The sequence below is a fragment of the Clostridium sp. 19966 genome, from assembly GCF_032335695.1.
Taxonomy (GTDB): Bacteria; Bacillota; Clostridia; order Clostridiales; family Clostridiaceae; genus JACTOJ01.
This window is the reverse complement of sequence record NZ_JACTOJ010000010.1, coordinates 88981-105922: the sequence shown is the minus strand read 5'-3', so window position 1 is coordinate 105922 and position 16942 is coordinate 88981. Positions and strand designations below refer to the sequence as shown.

Annotated in this window: 13 protein-coding genes; all 13 read right to left on the bottom strand. The window is 31.7% G+C overall.

All coding sequences use genetic code 11. The features are described 5' to 3' along the window. Positions 1-88: 88 nt before the first annotated feature. Positions 89-1363, bottom strand: coding sequence for an adenylosuccinate synthase (locus tag IAI10_RS12175; protein ID WP_315673543.1), 1275 nt, complete (start codon positions 1361-1363; stop codon positions 89-91). A gap of 103 nt (positions 1364-1466) precedes the next feature. Beyond that, a complete protein-coding gene (locus tag IAI10_RS12170) occupies positions 1467-2348 on the bottom strand; it encodes a LysR family transcriptional regulator (protein WP_315673542.1) in 882 nt (293 codons plus the stop codon). 18 nt (positions 2349-2366) lie between these two features. Next, the gene (locus IAI10_RS12165; protein WP_315673541.1) at positions 2367-3689 is read right to left on the bottom strand and encodes a hypothetical protein; all 1323 of its coding nucleotides are present in this window, start codon (positions 3687-3689) and stop codon (positions 2367-2369) included. Between the two features lie 78 nt (positions 3690-3767). Continuing rightward, positions 3768-5216, bottom strand: coding sequence for a HAMP domain-containing sensor histidine kinase (locus tag IAI10_RS12160; RefSeq protein ID WP_315673540.1), 1449 nt, complete (start codon positions 5214-5216; stop codon positions 3768-3770). Then, entirely contained in the window at positions 5200-5901 is a 702-nt protein-coding gene (locus tag IAI10_RS12155; RefSeq protein WP_315673539.1) for a response regulator transcription factor, read from the bottom strand. Before IAI10_RS12155 ends, IAI10_RS12160 begins: the two co-directional genes overlap by 17 nt. A gap of 198 nt (positions 5902-6099) precedes the next feature. Next, the gene (locus tag IAI10_RS12150; protein ID WP_315673538.1) at positions 6100-7050 is read right to left on the bottom strand and encodes a sugar kinase; all 951 of its coding nucleotides are present in this window, start codon (positions 7048-7050) and stop codon (positions 6100-6102) included. 18 nt (positions 7051-7068) lie between these two features. After that, entirely contained in the window at positions 7069-7716 is a 648-nt protein-coding gene (locus tag IAI10_RS12145; RefSeq protein WP_315673537.1) for a bifunctional 4-hydroxy-2-oxoglutarate aldolase/2-dehydro-3-deoxy-phosphogluconate aldolase, read from the bottom strand. 35 nt (positions 7717-7751) lie between these two features. Continuing rightward, positions 7752-9236: an altronate dehydratase family protein gene (locus tag IAI10_RS12140; RefSeq protein ID WP_315673536.1), complete on the bottom strand. Its 1485-nt coding sequence runs from the start codon at positions 9234-9236 to the stop codon at positions 7752-7754. 25 nt (positions 9237-9261) lie between these two features. Continuing rightward, positions 9262-10710, bottom strand: a complete 1449-nt coding sequence (locus tag IAI10_RS12135; protein WP_315673535.1) for a tagaturonate reductase — start codon at positions 10708-10710, stop codon at positions 9262-9264. 211 nt (positions 10711-10921) lie between these two features. Continuing rightward, entirely contained in the window at positions 10922-11929 is a 1008-nt protein-coding gene (locus tag IAI10_RS12130) for a LacI family DNA-binding transcriptional regulator (RefSeq protein WP_315673534.1), read from the bottom strand. Between the two features lie 195 nt (positions 11930-12124). Then, positions 12125-13474, bottom strand: coding sequence for a glycoside-pentoside-hexuronide (GPH):cation symporter (locus IAI10_RS12125; RefSeq protein ID WP_315673533.1), 1350 nt, complete (start codon positions 13472-13474; stop codon positions 12125-12127). 224 nt (positions 13475-13698) lie between these two features. Next, complete coding sequence (uxaC, locus tag IAI10_RS12120) at positions 13699-15099, bottom strand: glucuronate isomerase (RefSeq protein WP_315673532.1); 1401 nt, start codon at positions 15097-15099, stop codon at positions 13699-13701. A 510-nt stretch (positions 15100-15609) separates the two neighbouring features. After that, the gene (locus IAI10_RS12115; RefSeq protein ID WP_315673531.1) at positions 15610-16935 is read right to left on the bottom strand and encodes an MATE family efflux transporter; all 1326 of its coding nucleotides are present in this window, start codon (positions 16933-16935) and stop codon (positions 15610-15612) included. Positions 16936-16942 lie beyond the last annotated feature (7 nt).

Genomic DNA, 16942 nt, shown 5'->3' with positions numbered 1-16942 from the left:
TATCAATAATTAGGCTATGTTATAAAAGAATGTTGATAAAGGCCTTGATCACCATTTTAAAACATAGCCTCTCCAACTGAATGAAGTTTTATCTATAAATGATATCCTCTCTCTTTGGGCCATTAGATATTATTTTTATAGGATAGCCTAATTCATCTTCTATAAATTCTATATATTTTTTTGCATTGTAAGGCAAGTTTTCAAAATTTTTTATACCACTTATATCGCATTTCCATCCATCTAACATAACATATATAGGTTTTGCTTTATTAAGTTTAGGAGTCGTAGGAAAGCTTTTTGTAATCTGCCCATCTATTTCATAAGCAGTACATACAGGAATCTTGTCTAAATAACCCAAAACATCCATAAGAGACAATGCTATCTCTGTGGTTCCTTGAAGCATGCATCCATATTTTGTGGCTACTGAATCGAACCATCCAACTCTTCTAGGCCTGCCAGTAGTTGCTCCGTATTCACCCTTATCTCCTCCTAAATCTCTTAGTTCTTGAGCTTCATCTTCAAAAATTTCTGTTACAAAAGCTCCTGCTCCTACACAAGAGGAATAAGCTTTTACTACAGTTATGATTTCTTTTATAAAATGAGGTGCTATTCCTGCCCCTACTGCAGCAAATCCAGCTAGAGGAGATGAGGAAGTGGTAAATGGATATATTCCGTTATCAGGGTCTTTTAGTGCTCCTAGCTGCCCTTCCAAAAGGATGTTTTTACCCTGTTTTACGGCTTCATTTAAAAATAATGCAGTATCACATACCAAAGGTTTTAATCTTTCTCTATAGCTTACAATTTCCTCATAGATTTTCTTTTCATCTAATTGATTATATTTATATAAGTTCCTTAATGCATTATTTTTTAGTTCACAATTCAAATGAATTTTTTCTTTTAAAATATCATCATAAAATAAATCACAGACTTGTATTCCTATCTTTAGATACTTATCCGAATAAAATGGAGCAATACCTGATTTGGTAGATCCAAAACTTTTCGAGGATAATCTTTCCTCTTCCAATCTGTCAAACAATATATGATATGGCATAACAACCTGTGCTCTATCGGATATTAAAATATTAGGAAAGTCTAGTCCTTCTTCTGTGAGTTTATCAATTTCTTCAAATAACTTATATAAATCTAAAGCTGCTCCTTGAGCGATAATATTTGTTACTCCCTTATTAAAAACTCCTGATGGCAAAAGATGAAGTGTAAATCTGCCGTAATTATTTATTATAGTATGCCCTGCATTAGCTCCTCCCTGATACCTGACTACAATATCTGAATTGCACGATAGCATATCTGTAATTTTACCTTTTCCTTCGTCTCCCCAATTTCCACCAACTACAGCTTTAACCATAAAAAATACCTCCTAAAATACAATAATTAATTAACAAAATTATGGTATCATAAAAGGCTATATAAATAAAATTAATAATATTTATGATTAATATAAGTATAAATTATGTAACTAATAAATCCAGTAATTTCTTTCCAGCTGGTGAAATGGGGTTTTTATCATTAGTTACTACACATATATTCCTTTCTTTTATAGGATTTTCTAGTTTTATTTCAAATAATTTTTCTTTTTCCATAAGCTCTTTAGCAAAGTTTTTCACCACAAAGCCTATGCCTAAGTTTCTTGCAGTAAATTCTACAATTAAATCGCTAGTAGCTAGTTCAAACTCCACATTAAAGTCAGAGTTGTCATCCTGAAAAAAATTGTCCATATAGTTTCTCGTACTGGTTCCTTTTTCTAGAGAAATAATAGGATAATTTTTTAATTCTCTTATATTTATAGTTTTATTTTTTAAACTTTCGTACCTATTGCCTGCTATAAATATATCTTGAATCATCTCCACAGGATATATATTTAAATTTTTATCTTCTTCTACCGGACCGGTAACTATACCAAAATCAATTTTTCCTTCAAACAAATATTCTAATGTACTTGGAGTTGGAGCATTGGTAACCTTAACCTTTATTTTAGGATATAGATTATGAAATTTTTCTAGGTATTTAAGCAGGTAGAACTTTAAAGTCATATCGCTTGCCCCTATCCTAACTTCTCCTTCTTCTAAAGCCAGCAATTCTTGGAACTTTTTTTCACCTAAAGATAAATATTCATATCCCATAGAAACATATCTATACAAAACTTCTGCTTCTGGAGTCAATTTTACTCCTTTTGCATTTCTGTAAAATAAAGTTCCACCTATAGAATTTTCTAATTGCTTTATTGCTTGACTCACAGCAGGCTGAGTTATAAAAAGCTCTTTAGCTGCGAGAGTAATACTGTTATATTTTGCCACATAGTAGAATATTTTATAGTGTTCCAGGTTTACCACAATTAATCACATCCAAATTTAATCTATATTATCGAAACTAACTATATAACTATTGACTTTATTCCCCAGTTCATAATTGAAGGATAAGGAGTTGCTGTCACTGCTCCAGATGAGATTATCAAAATAGGAATAATCTCCAGTTAGTATAGGTCTCTGATCCTCCCTTAGTTGAATTTGTTTTTCTATGTCCTCTGCAGAAACTATATTTTTTACTTCACCAGTCTTTGTATCTATAACCTTAAGTACAGCTTCTACTCCCTTTTTCTTATAAACTGAAGCGTCACCTATATCAGTATTTTTCTCTATATAGACGGCTTTGCTTCCGTCTGGTGAAAGAGTGTATTCCTTGGGTAGATCTTTGCTATCATCAATTCTTCCTTTAGGCAATTCAATATTTCTAAGAACTTTTCCTGTAGTATCTAATACCTGAGCTCCAAAGGTTCTATTTTCGAAAACTCCTTTAGAATTGGCTGGACCATTATTATTCGTAGTGTCCATTATAATGGTATCTGATTTTTCATCAGCATGAAAATATTTATCAGAAGCAGGAAGTATTGTCTTAATCTTTTTAGATTTAATATCCATGCTCATTAATTTTGACTCTGCCGTTCCCCTTATACTGGAAGTGTAATACAGCCTTCCTTCAAAACCATCATCAGTCTGTTTTATGTTATCTAATCCAGAAATCGAAGGATAGGCGTATTTGTTATTTTCATAACTCGCTTGATCTAACAACTTGCCTGTGGTATCTATTATTTCCCATTTATCAAAATAGTTAGCCATTATAGCATTATTATTGATCCACTTAAATTCAGCATCCTTGTTATCATTTTCTGTTTTTACATCCGTAATTTCTCCAGTAGCTAAATTAAGAAGTTTTAAATTGGCATGTAATAACCTTCCCGAATCCAACTCCTTTTGCCATTGAACCTTATCCTCTGGAACAAATCTCTTTTCTTTATATAATACGTATTTCTTATCTGGAGATATTCCCATATAGTTGGCAATCTCAACATTTTTATAATCCTTAGAAGTTTTTGTAGTCAAATTATAAACACTGCAGTAGCCTACATGAAAATTAGCTGAATCCACATACTGCTCATGAAATGTCAGTGCTTCATTATCACTTATCCAGTCAATAATATCTTGATTTTCGTACTTATCAATTTGAAAGCCATTTACTTTAATAGTCTCTGCTTTTGATACCGGTTTATAATTTAATACCTTTATGTTTTTATTGCTTCCACCATGACTATTATTATTTTCTTTGCTGGCAAATACGCTAACTCCAACTATAAGCATGGTAGTTAATAAAACTGATAAAATTTTTTTCTTGTTCATCTCGTTTCCCTCCTTTTCTTTATAAATTAATTTTATCAGATTTTTTTCACAGGATTATTAAGCAATGTCACAGTTTTGTCAACTTATTGTAAAAAACTCTATAGAAAATGTTGTTCCTTCATTCAATGCAGATTCAACATTTATAACTCCATTTTGTTTTTCTACTAATTTTTTTACTAATGCCAATCCTAAACCTACACCTCCGGTTTTTCTGCTTCTATGCTGTTCTGATCTGTAAAAAGCCTGAAATATATTTGGTAAAGACTTCTCATCTATACCAATACCATTATCGCTGATTTGTAAAATTGCCTTATTTTCTTCTTTGTGGCAACTAATTTTTATACATCCGTTGTCCCTGCTGTATTTAATTGCATTATCTAATATGTTTACTATTATATGATTTAAGCTTTCTTCATCACAGCTAATCACAGCATCCTCCATATTGCATTCCAAAGTAAGGTTATTTCTTTTTATTTTTCCCATCATTCTTTTTACAATAGAAATTATCACTTCTTTTATATTGATTTCACTCTTCTCTATTTCAAAATCATACTTTTCTACAGCAGCTATCTTTAATACCCTGTCCACCATATCAGTTAACCTTTGGCACTCTTTTGAGATACTATTACTTCCCTCTTTGATTAGATTTATATCATCCTCATACATAGTCATAAGATCAGAATATGCTCTAATAGAAGTGATAGGGGTTTTAAATTCATGAGTTATATTCCCTATAAATTCTTTTTGTTGTTCGTCCATTTTTCTTAATTTGTCAACAGCTCTGCTCAAATAATCTCTCTCAACTCTCAGTTCCTCAATATTTTTTTCTATTGTGTTACTCATCAAGCATATCCCGCTGCTTAATTGACCAAGCTCATCCTGACGCTTAATCTTTCTAACAGCCTTGAATTCACCTTTTTGAATACTCTCCACAGAATTTTTCATAATATATATATCCCGTGTAAGTCCCCAAAAATATACTATTCCTAGCATGACACCAATAGATAATGATAATGCACCTATTATGTAAAACATCTTTTCTATGCTTTCATAAAAGCTTAAGTTATCCTTTATTGGATATTGAAGCTCCAATAATACAACTGTTTTATTTTTATATTTTATAGGGGAATAGAAATATATAATTCCATTGCTTGTTTCATAGGACACCTTACCTTCTATAGCATATTTAAGCATAATTTCTTTATCTTTATTTTCATTGGTTCTGCTGTCCGTTTGAAATCCAGAGAGCAATTCTCCATTAATATCATATATATTGCTTGGTATAGTCCTGAGCCATGGTTTATTAAAGATGCTTCCTCTTACCAGTTCTACTTTGTCATTGTTACTGCTAGCCCTTTCAGAAATATACTGTTCAAACATGTCCTTTTGATTAAATAAAGTATCTTCTGCTTGCTTGTTTTGATATTGCTTTATTCCGTTTAATACAAAAAAGCTCAAAAAGGATATTACTATAATCAAAAGAAATGTAGTAAATGCTATTAGCTTTAACTTAATCCCTACCTTCAATAGTGTCGCTCACTCCTTTATAACCTATGCCATGAACTGTCTGGATAATATATTGATAATCTAAGCTTAATTTCTTCCTTATTCTTTGTATATGAGTATCCACAGTTCTTGTCCCACCTATATAATCCATTCCCCATACTTTATCCAATAGCTGTTCCCTGGAATAAACTATATTAGGATTTGAGATAAGTAGGTAAAGCAAATCAAATTCCATAGCTGTAAAATCAGCTCTTACATCATTTATAGTTACACTTCTCTGCTTTGCATGCACCACCATATCATTTATCTTAATCACATCATTACTTGGCATTTCCTTTCTTAATCTTTTAACTCTTCTACATAATGATTTTACCCTAGCAATCACTTCCCTTATATCAAAAGGCTTAGTAAGATAATCATCCGCTCCTAATTCCAGCCCTAATATCTTGTCCACGATATCATTTTTAGCTGTAAGTATTATTATTCCAATTCCCTCATCCTCTATTTTTTTGCATATATCATAGCCATTTACCTCTGGCAGCATTAAGTCCAAAATTATAATATCAGGGACAAATTCCTTCATTTTATTCAATGCATCCCTTCCATCATAAGAACCTTCTACGGTATAACCTTCTTTTTTTAAAGCATAGCTTATAACGTTTACTATATTTTCTTCGTCATCTACTACTAAAATCTTTTCATGCATCTGTATTTCCTCCAGTATATGAATATATTTTTAATATATCATAATATTTCATATACTTCCATTAACAAGTTAATTAATAGTAAGTATTCTTTTTCTTATAACATATATAACTAAAATACATACGCAAGTGTAATACCTCATGTTTCTTAAGACAAAAAAAGAAAGCCTGAATGAAATTCAAGCTCTTTGTTACATTTATTACCTATCTATTTTTTTCTTTTTGCCCATAAACTGCATTAATTGGTCATAGTAAGGGAATCCTTCCATATCGCCCTTTACAAGGGTAGCCATGGCCCCAACACCATTACCTAAGATTCCGCACTCTTCTAGTGAAAGTTCTTTTAATACACCTGATAAAAATCCAGCTGCAAAACCATCTCCAGCGCCTACAGTATCCACTGGATTCTCTATTCTAAAGCCCTTTACGTAGTTAGTTGTTTTATTATCAGCTACATAGCAGCCATCGGCGCCAAGCTTAACAGCTACAATCTTAGAACCCATAGCAAGAAATTTATCAGCTATTTCCTTTTCATCAGCTGTTCCTAAAAGCAGTTCACCTTCTGAATTGCCTGGGAATATTATATCCGAAGCCTTAGCAATTTCTAAAAGCACTGGTTTCGCTTCCTCAATTGTCCAAAGTTTTAATCTTATATTTGGATCAAAGGAAATCATAACTCCATTCTGCTTCGCGACTTCAATCACTTTAAAAACTACTTCTCTAGCACTTTTAGATAGTGCTGGAGTTATACCAGTTATATGAATAATTTTTGTATCTTTTATATAATCTAAGTCCATGTCTTCTATATTTAATCTACTGGCAGCTGAATTCTTTCTGTAATAATATACATTAGGATTATCATTGTTGAATCTTTCCTTAAAAAGAAGTCCAGTACTAGCTTCATCATCAAATCTTACTTTGGAAACATCTACGCCTTCACCACGAACGGTATTTAAAACATATTTACCAAATTCATCATTTCCCAGCTTTGAAAACCATCCTGCGCTATGACCTAATCTAGCAAGTGCAATGGCAACATTAGAATCTGCTCCGCCTATAGATTTATTAAAGCTGTTAACATACCTTAAAGGGCCATTTGAATCGGGACTCATAACAATCATGGTTTCTCCGAAAGTTAAAACTTCCTTCATATCAAATAACACCTTCCTTTAGTTATTACCTCTAGCCCTGTTTACTGCTTCTACAAACTGTGCTGCAGTTTTAGTAACTAACTCGTAATCACCTGTCTTTGCGCCTTTAGTTAAATCTCCGCCAGTTCCCACAGCTACAGCTCCAGATTTAATCCAGTCCTTAACATTATCTAGATTAACGCCACCGGTTGGCATAAAATTAGCTTGTGGAAGAGGTCCCTTAAATGAACTTATAATAGAAGGACCGTAAGCATTTCCTGGAAATACCTTCAATACCTCTGCTCCATACTCAAGAGCTTCTACTGCCTCTTTAACTGTCATAATTCCTGGCATAACAGGCACTCTATATCTATTGCATAACTTTACAGTTTCTACATCAAAATAAGGACTAACTATAAATTTTGATCCTGCTAATATACAAGCTCTTGCTGTCTCTGAATCTAGTACTGTACCTGCACCTATAATAACGTCCTCATCCTTATATATTTCGGATAATTCTTTTATTATATCCACTGCGCCTGGCACTGTCATAGTAATTTCTAATACTTTTATTCCACCTTTTTTAACAGCATCTATTATTTTTATTGCTTGCTCCTTAGATTCTCCTCTTATTACAGCAACAACACCAGCTTCTACTATTTTCTGTATAGTTTCTATTCTTTTCATTCTATTTCCTCCCTATATAAATAACTACCATTTTATTATAGCGTTACTCCAGATTTAAATATAGCTATTTCTCTAAAATCATTTTTTTCATTATTAACAAATTCTCCACTGGCTACGCTTATAATATAAGCTATAAAATCTTCTAACAAATCTTCCATGGATTTATCTTCTACAAGACTTCCAGCATTAAAATCTATCCAATTTCTTTTAAAATTATATAGCTGTGAATTAGTAGATATTTTCATAGTAGGAACGAAACTTCCAAATGGAGTTCCTCTTCCTGTTGTAAATAGTACCATCTGACATCCAGCTGCTGCTAATGTTGATGCCGCTACCAAATCATTTCCTGGAGCACTTAAAAGATTTAAGCCTCTTGTCTTAAGGGTTTCGCCATATTTTAAAACATCCTTAACTGTAGCTGAACCAGCTTTTTGAGTACAGCCTAAAGATTTATCTTCAAGAGTTGTTATTCCACCAGCTTTGTTTCCTGGTGATGGATTTTCATATATTGGCTGATCATATTTTATAAAATATTCCTTAAAATCATTAATTAGGTGCACTATTTTATCAAATACCTCCGCATTTTCAGCCCTAGCCATAAGAAGAGTCTCTGCTCCAAACATTTCAGGGACTTCAGTCAATACTGTTGTTCCACCTTGGGCTACAAGGAAATCAGAAAACTTACCAAGAAGAGGATTTGCAGTTATTCCAGAAAACCCATCTGATCCTCCGCATTTAAGACCAACTTTAAGTTCAGATAGAGACACATCTTCTCGCTTATCATTTTTCATGTTGTCATATAATTCTTTTAGAAGCTTTACACCTTCTTCTATTTCATCAGAAACCTTCTGACTTATCATGAATTTTATTCTTGTTTCATCTATGTCTCCTACTGCCTTTTGAAAATCCACCATATTATTATTTTCACAGCCTAATCCTAATACTAATACTCCACCAGCATTAGGATGTCTAACTGCATCAGCAAGTATAGTTCTAGTATTCACATGATCATCGCCAAGTTGAGAACAGCCATAATTATGCTTTAGGACCAATGTATTATCTATAGCCAATTCTCCAATTTCTTTTTTGAATCTTTCCATAATCTTATCAGCAATACCATTAACGCAGCCTACAGTAGGAACTATCCATAATTCATTCCTTATTCCAACTCCATTTTTTCTTCTATAGCCCTTAAAAGTTTTATTTACATTAGAAAACATACTTTTAAAAAGATGTTGATTGAAAGAATAGTCTTTTATGCCTTCAAGATTAGTCTTAGCATTGTGAGTATGAACCCATTCTCCTTGAGCTATATCTTTAATTGCATGACCTATAGGAAAACCGTACTTTACAATATTTCCCCCTGTGCTTATATCTATTAATGATATTTTGTGACCTCTATTCACATCTTCTTTAAGTACTATATCTGCGTTATCCACAGATATAGTATCTCCCTTTTTTATATCGCTAAGTGCAACCACCACATTATCATCACTATTTATTTTTATAAAATTTTTCATGGAATCACCTCATACTTTCTATAAGTTACATAACTTCCTTAAGTGCTTCCTTAATTCCTAACTTTTCTATAGAAACTAGATATTTAGTAACTGCATCTGTAAGCCCTGGAATTTCATTAAGATTCTTCTTCCAGTTTTTCTCGTATGCTAAAACTGAAGTAACTATTTCTTTTAATCCTGCTTCAGTTCCATCATAGTTTGCCCATAATGACTTATATAGATTTAATATATCTTCATCATCCTTAAGCGCTATATCCTCGGTTCCTCTTTTTCCTTTATAGAACTCAATTAAAGCTGCTAGAGAGAAAACAAGTTTCTTTGGAAGTTCTCCTTTTCTATTTACATACTCAGTTAAACTTGGAAGATCTCTTGTCTCATACTTAGACATAGAATTTAATGCTATACTCATTAAGTAATGTTTTACAAATGGATTCATAAATCTTTCAAGAACAGCTCCAGCAAAATATTTTAATTCATCCTCTGGAAGATCTAAAGTAGGAATTATTTCTTCATATATTACATCCTTTATATACTTACCTATAACCTCGTGATCTACTGATTCTCCAACTGTTTCCAAGCCATAAAGATAAGAAACTGGCACTAAAGCAGTATGTGCACCATTAAGTATTCTAACTTTTCTTGTTCTATATGGAGTCATATCTTCTACAAATTTTATATTTAATCCAGCTTCATCCACCGGGAATTCTTTCTTTATCCATTCTGGTCCTTCAACTACCCACAAATGGAACTGTTCACCAACATCTACCAAATTATCTTCATATCCTAATTCAGCTAGTATTTCATTTATTCTATCTCTTGGGTATCCTGGAACTATTCTGTCAACAAGGCTGCAGCAGAAAGTGTTAGCTTCATTTATCCAAGTAACAAATTCTTCACCTAAATTCCATAGTTTAGCATACTCTAAAACTATTTTCTTTAGTTTTTCGCCATTTCTATCTATAAGTTCACATGGAATTATTATTAACCCTTTGCTCTTATCTCCATCAAAATGCTTAAATCTGTTATATAAAAATGCTGTTAATTTTCCAGGATAACTGGATTGTACTCCGCCCTCAAGTTTATCTGATTCTTCCATAGCTATTCCAGCTTCAGTTGTATTTGAAATTATAAATCTTATTTCAGGCTGAGTTGCCACTTTTAAATATTCATCGTATTGTGTATAAGGATTGATTCCTCTGCTTATACTATTTATAACAGAATGCTCTCTTATAGCTTTTCCATCTTTTATTCCTTCTAAGTATAGTGTATATAATCCATCTTGATTATTAAGCATATTAACTAATCCATTAGCTAATGGCTGAACTACTACTACACTTCCGTTAAAACCAGCTTCTTTATTCATTTTATCTATTTGCCAATCTACAAAAGCTCTAAGAAAGTTTCCTTCTCCAAATTGCACTACTTTTTCAGGATAAGTTTTGTATTCCTTATAGGACTCTTTGTTAAGTTTCATTATAATTTTCCTCCATTCATTCCGTTAACGTGTGCATTATCATGCCTTTTATATTTTCTTCTTTATTTATAAGATTCCATTAATGTAGTTTCCTTATACATTATATCATCTTATGCACACGTTAACAATGCGTTTTAAAAAATAAATCTAAATTAATATTTTTATGGTTTTCTTTTTTCTCATACTACAAGTCACTAAGCTAAATAAGTTTCTATTTAGAATCTAATTTAGCTACTGACTCTCTTTTTATTAATTCTGTTTTAATATATATCTTTTCTCCTTCGTAACTTACCTGATTAATTATATCTATCATCTTTTTTCCACCTTCAATGCTTATCTCTTCCATAGGTCTTTTTACGGTAGTTAAAGATGGGGTAGAGTACTGAGAATAACCAATGTTGTCAAAACCTACAATTGAAACATCTTTAGGTACAGTTAGTCCACTATCAAACACAGCTTTAATAGCGCCTATAGCCATATCATCATTTGAACAAAATACAGCAGTAGGTACATTTTTAAGGCTTAGTAATTTCTTCATACATTCATATCCACTCTTCATATCATAATTACCTTTTATCATATATTCACTATATACAGGCAATTTATTCTCAATAATAGCCTTTAAGTATCCTTCTTTTCTCTCTTTAGTTGACTTAAAATCTTCTTTTCCTTCAATTATTGCAATGTTTTTATGTCCATTATCAATCAAACATTTAACTGCCTTAAATGCTCCTTCTCTATCGTCCGACAAAATATTTGCCAATGAATTAACTTCAATTTCTCTATTTAAAACAACAAGTGGAATCTTACTGTTCAATACATGGTAAATAAATGCATTGTCATTCTCGCTTTGGCTCATTAATATGATACCATCAAATCTCTTATTATTGATAGGTATAAAGTCTTCATAACTATCTATGCCTTTTACAACTAAATTATAATTTTCTTCTATAGTGCTGCTTACCCCTTTAACTGTTTCGAAGAAAAAACCAGGTGAAGTACCCTGACTAATACTAGAGAAAAACAATCCTATAGTATATGATTTATCTAATACCAAGCTTTTCGCATTATAATTAGGAACATAATTTAGTTCCTGAGCTATAGCCCTAATTCTTTGCTTTGTTTCATCATTTATTAATGGGCTGTTATTAAGCGCCCTAGAAACTGTAGTATGTGATACATTAGCTAGCTTTGCAATATCCTTTATAGTTACGCTCATAGTGTCCGCCTCTTTCTAAATTATATGTATCTATTTAAAATAATAACATATTTTTTTATAGTACACTATACTAAAAAGGCGATTAAGTCAATGTTTAGTGGTTTTATATAATTTGTGACGAAATTAGCCATTTTTAAGAATTAAAAGCTGCTGATAAAACTCATTCATCAACAGCCTTCAATTTAAGCAATAGTATTATTTTGTTGCTTCAAATTTACCTTCATGTAAATCTTTAACTATATCTTTGTACTTATCATCAGTTAAATTATACATTATTGCTATAACTATAGCAGCTATAGTTAACGCAACTGCTGGATATAAAGCCATAACAGCTTTCATTCCTAATATAGTTTTAGCAGTCTGATGAGCGTTAGCTACATAACCAGTTAAGCTCAATGCACCTAATGTAACGTAAGCTGCTATTGACTGAGCTATTTTTCTTGAGAAGTTAAATGCAGCATAAGTTATACCTTCTCTTCTTGTTCCAGTATGCCATTCACCATAATCAATTGCATCAGAAACGAATGCCCAAGTTACGCCATTTGGTATAGCTAGTCCAGCGTACCCTATTGTAACCAATATAGTAAATACATATATATTAGCTGGCAATATAAAATTCAACGCATCTGCGGTTATGCCTATGACAAATCCTATCATTGCTGTTTTCTTTTTGCCGAATTTAGCAACAAGCTTTGGAATTGCTGCAATACCCAATATTGAACAGCCAATCATTATTGTATTTATTACTGGCTGAAGTTTTACATTTCCAAGAGCATATTGACAATAATATATCATCATTTGATTGTTAGCGTTCATAGCTGAGATTGTAAATAAAGTCATTATAATTAGTGCTATAAGAGGTTTGTTGTGGAATATAGCTCTTTTGTAATCCGCAAAAGTCATTTTTTCTTTAACCTTTGCTGCAGGCTGAATATATTCTCTAGTATTTTTAAAACATATAAAGAATGATATTATTCCTATTAGAGCCATAATAGTAGCTGCTACAGGATAACCTATTCTAGGATTTGAAAAATGTATAAGTATAGGTACAAATGCAACACCTGTTATTAGCTGTGCTGCTAAAGAACCAGTCTGTCTAAATGTAGCCAACTGGCTTCTCTCTTCAACATCTTGAGTCATAACAGAAGCCAAAGAACCATAAGGTACATTAGTAAAGGAATATACAAGTCCCCATATCATATATGCAGCATAAGCATATACTAATTTTTGTGTTAATGACATATCAGGCATAGTGAATGTGAATATTGTTAGTGCAGCAAGTATTATACTAGAAATCATCATTACAGGTCTAAATTTGCCATATTTGCCTGGCTTCTTTGAATCTACTGCTGATCCCGCTATTGGATCCATGAAGGCATCAAATATTTTAGTAAATACGAATATATTTTTTGCCATTGCAGCTGGTATGCCGCATACATCAGTAAAGAATTTTGAAAGATATGCCTGACCTAAATCGAACATGAAGCCGTTTCCAAAATCACCAAAACCATATGAAATCTTTTCTTTCAAGCTTAGTTTTTTCATGTTTTTTTCTCCTTTTAGTTTATAATTTATTAGCTAAGCTAATTAATACCAAGTTTTTTTGTTTTTTATTAATTATTGCAAATAACGTTTTCATACTAAAAAATCATATTAAATACTAATTTAAATAAACTTATAATTATATTAGGCTAACGTGCGCTTAATAACAACGAAATATTTTAATTTTTATTACGCACACGTTAATAATTGCACTAATAATTTATATATTACATGCCAAAATATTGTTTTGCATTATTATAGGATATTCCCTGAATAATTTGTCCAAGAAGTTTTTTATCATCAGGAAATTCTCCATTTTCAACCCACTCACCGATTAGATTGCACACTATTCTTCTAAAATATTCATGTCTAGTATAGGATAAGAAACTTCTTGAGTCAGTTAACATTCCTACAAATCTGCTTAGAAGTCCAAGGTTAGCTAGAGTTTTCATTTGCTCTATCATTCCTTCTTTATTATCATTGAACCACCAAGCTGATCCGAACTGAATTTTTCCTGGAATTCCGCTGCCTTGGAAGTTTCCAAGCATAGTTCCTAACACATAGTTATCTTTTGGATTTAATGTATATAATATAGTTTTTGGCAGAGAATCTTCTACTTCTAATGAATCCAGAAGTCTTGAAAGAGCATAAGCTATTGTTTCATCATTTATTGAATCAAAACCAGTATCTGCTCCTAACTTATTGAACATTTTTGTATTATTATTTCTCAATGCTGCAATATGAAGCTGCATTGTCCACTTCAATTCTGCATATAGCTTTCCAAAGAATTTTAATGTATAAGTCTTATATTTGCTTTCTTCTTCTTTGCTTATAACCTGTCCGTTTAAAACTTTAGCAAATATAGATGCTACTTCCTCTTTTGTAGCTTCTGCATATACTACTGAATCTAATGCATGATCTGAAACTTTGCATCCAACTGAATGGAAAAATCTAACCCTTGATTCCAAAGCTTCTAACAATTCATCATAATTATTAATCTCTTTGCCAGATACCTGTCCAAGTTTTTCAATCCATGGAAGAAATGTAGCTCTAGTTATTTCTATACATTTATCTGGTCGGAAAGCTGGAAGAACCTTTACTGAGAAAGTGTTATCTTCTTTAAGCTTTAAATGATACTCAAGTGAATCTACTGGATCATCTGTAGTACAGATAGTATCAACATTAGATTTCTTAATTAAATCTCTTACTGCAAAGCCTTCACTTGTTATAAGAGCATTTACCTTTTCCCAAATTGCAGGAGCAGTTTCTTCATTTAAAACATCATATATTCCGAAAAATCTTTGAAGCTCTAAATGTGTCCAATGATAAAGAGGATTTCCTATAGTCATTGGTATTGTTTTAGCCCAAGCTAAAAACTTTTCGTAGTCACTAGAATCACCTGTAATATATTTTTCATCTATACCATTACTTCTCATAGCTCTCCACTTATAGTGATCACCATATAGCCATACCTCTGTAATGTTTTTAAACTTTTTATTTTCGTAGATTTCTTTTGGATTAATATGACAATGATAATCTATAATTGGCATATTTTTAGCATAGTTGTGATACAAATCTATTGCTGTGTCATTAGATAGTAAAAAGTTTTCATCCATAAACTTTTTCATAATTTAACCTCTACCTCCAATTTCTAAAATTGCTTATTGTTCACGTTAACATAAACCAACAAGTTCATTATAATATAGCCAAAACAAAAAAACAATAGTTAAATTGTTAACGTGAACATTTTTTTGCGTAAAAAAGAATAGGATTACATTTTTTTATTAAGCTGTTATTGTTAATTAGTTTCTCTGTTATAATTGCAAAAAATAATATGTGAAATTTATTTAGCATATCAGAATTTTCTTCATAAATATTGATATTTACTAGTTTAAACCTTAATAAATGTTTAGCGATATATAAATACTCTTATTAAATCCATTATATTATTAGTATTTCCAACCGCATATATTAACATTTTTTTGTCATATTCATAAGTTAATTTATTAACAGCTTAATTTATTTTTAATAACACTTTAAATTTTGAAACATAAAAATTTTTTTATTTTTTTGCAAAGCCATCTTAAAATTATTAAAAATCTATTTGTATAGGATAAATCTTCCTACAAACTAATTTGCTAAAGCATTGATTTCCTATGCCTAATAAAAAATGGTACTTCAAAAGCAAGCATGACTATCCAACCTCCAAGGCAGCTAATGGCTATTCCCGCCACTCCCATTTTAGGTGCTAGTATGTAGGAAAACGCTACTCTTCCTACCATTTGCATAAATGTTGAAATTAGCGTAATTTTCAAATCTCCCATACCTCTAAAGTATCCTTGAATACCATTTGTCCAACTTGGAAGCAAATAGAAAAAGGCCATCATGTGCAAATACATTACTCCAAGTTCTACTACTTTAGAATTTTTTTCAGGTACAAAAAGCTGCATCAATCCTTTCGCTCCAAAGTAAACTATTCCAGCCAATAATAGCCAATATATAGTTTCTATAAGCATTCCAGACCATAATCCAGGTTTTATACGTTCCTTTTTTTTAGCTCCGCGGTTTTGCGCCAAGAAAGTAGTCATAGCTGCACTTATACTTTGCTCCGGTGCGAATGCAAAATCATCTACGCGGTTTACAGCATTAAAAGTAGCTATAGCCTCTACTCCCAACGGATTTACCGCACCTTGGACAAAGACTTTTCCAACATATAAGCAAGTTTGCTGCATAGCTGTGACCCAACTGTAATTTATAGTGTTTCTTAACAAACTTCTATCAATAATCATTTCTTTTACTGAAAACTTTAGAAGCGGTACTTTAAAATGAACGTAGACTATGCAGAATAAGCTTGAAAACATCTCTGCTGTTACTGTAGCAATGGCAGATCCCTCTACTCCTAATTTTAGTCCTACTACAAAAATAAAATCCATTACTACATTCAAAATTGAAGATATGATAAGAAACTTAAGCGGCGTTTTTGAATCACCAATACTTCTAAGAGCTGCAGCATAAACATTATACAAAAAAGTAAAAATCAATCCAAAGAATATGATTCTAAGGTAATTGGACGCATCAGGAATAATTTCTTCTGGAGTTCTTATCAGCTTTAAAATGGGTTTTGTAAGTATCACACAAGTTATTATTATAAATACAGTAAATATGAATCCAGCCACCATAGTTGTTGAAACTTCTCTCTTAAGCTTTTTTATATTTCCTGCCCCAAAATATTCGCTCATTAACACAGAAGCTCCCATACAAATTCCTATTATAAGAAACATTATAATATTCATAATAGGATTAGCTGTACCTACTGCTGCTAAAGCATTAGTTCCAACATACTTACCTACTATTATAGAATCTGCTGCATTGTAAGTAAGCTGAAATAAATTTCCAAGAACTAAAGGAATAGCAAATTTAATTAAATGCCTAGAAATCTTTCCTTTCGTCATATCTGTAGTCAAAATTTTT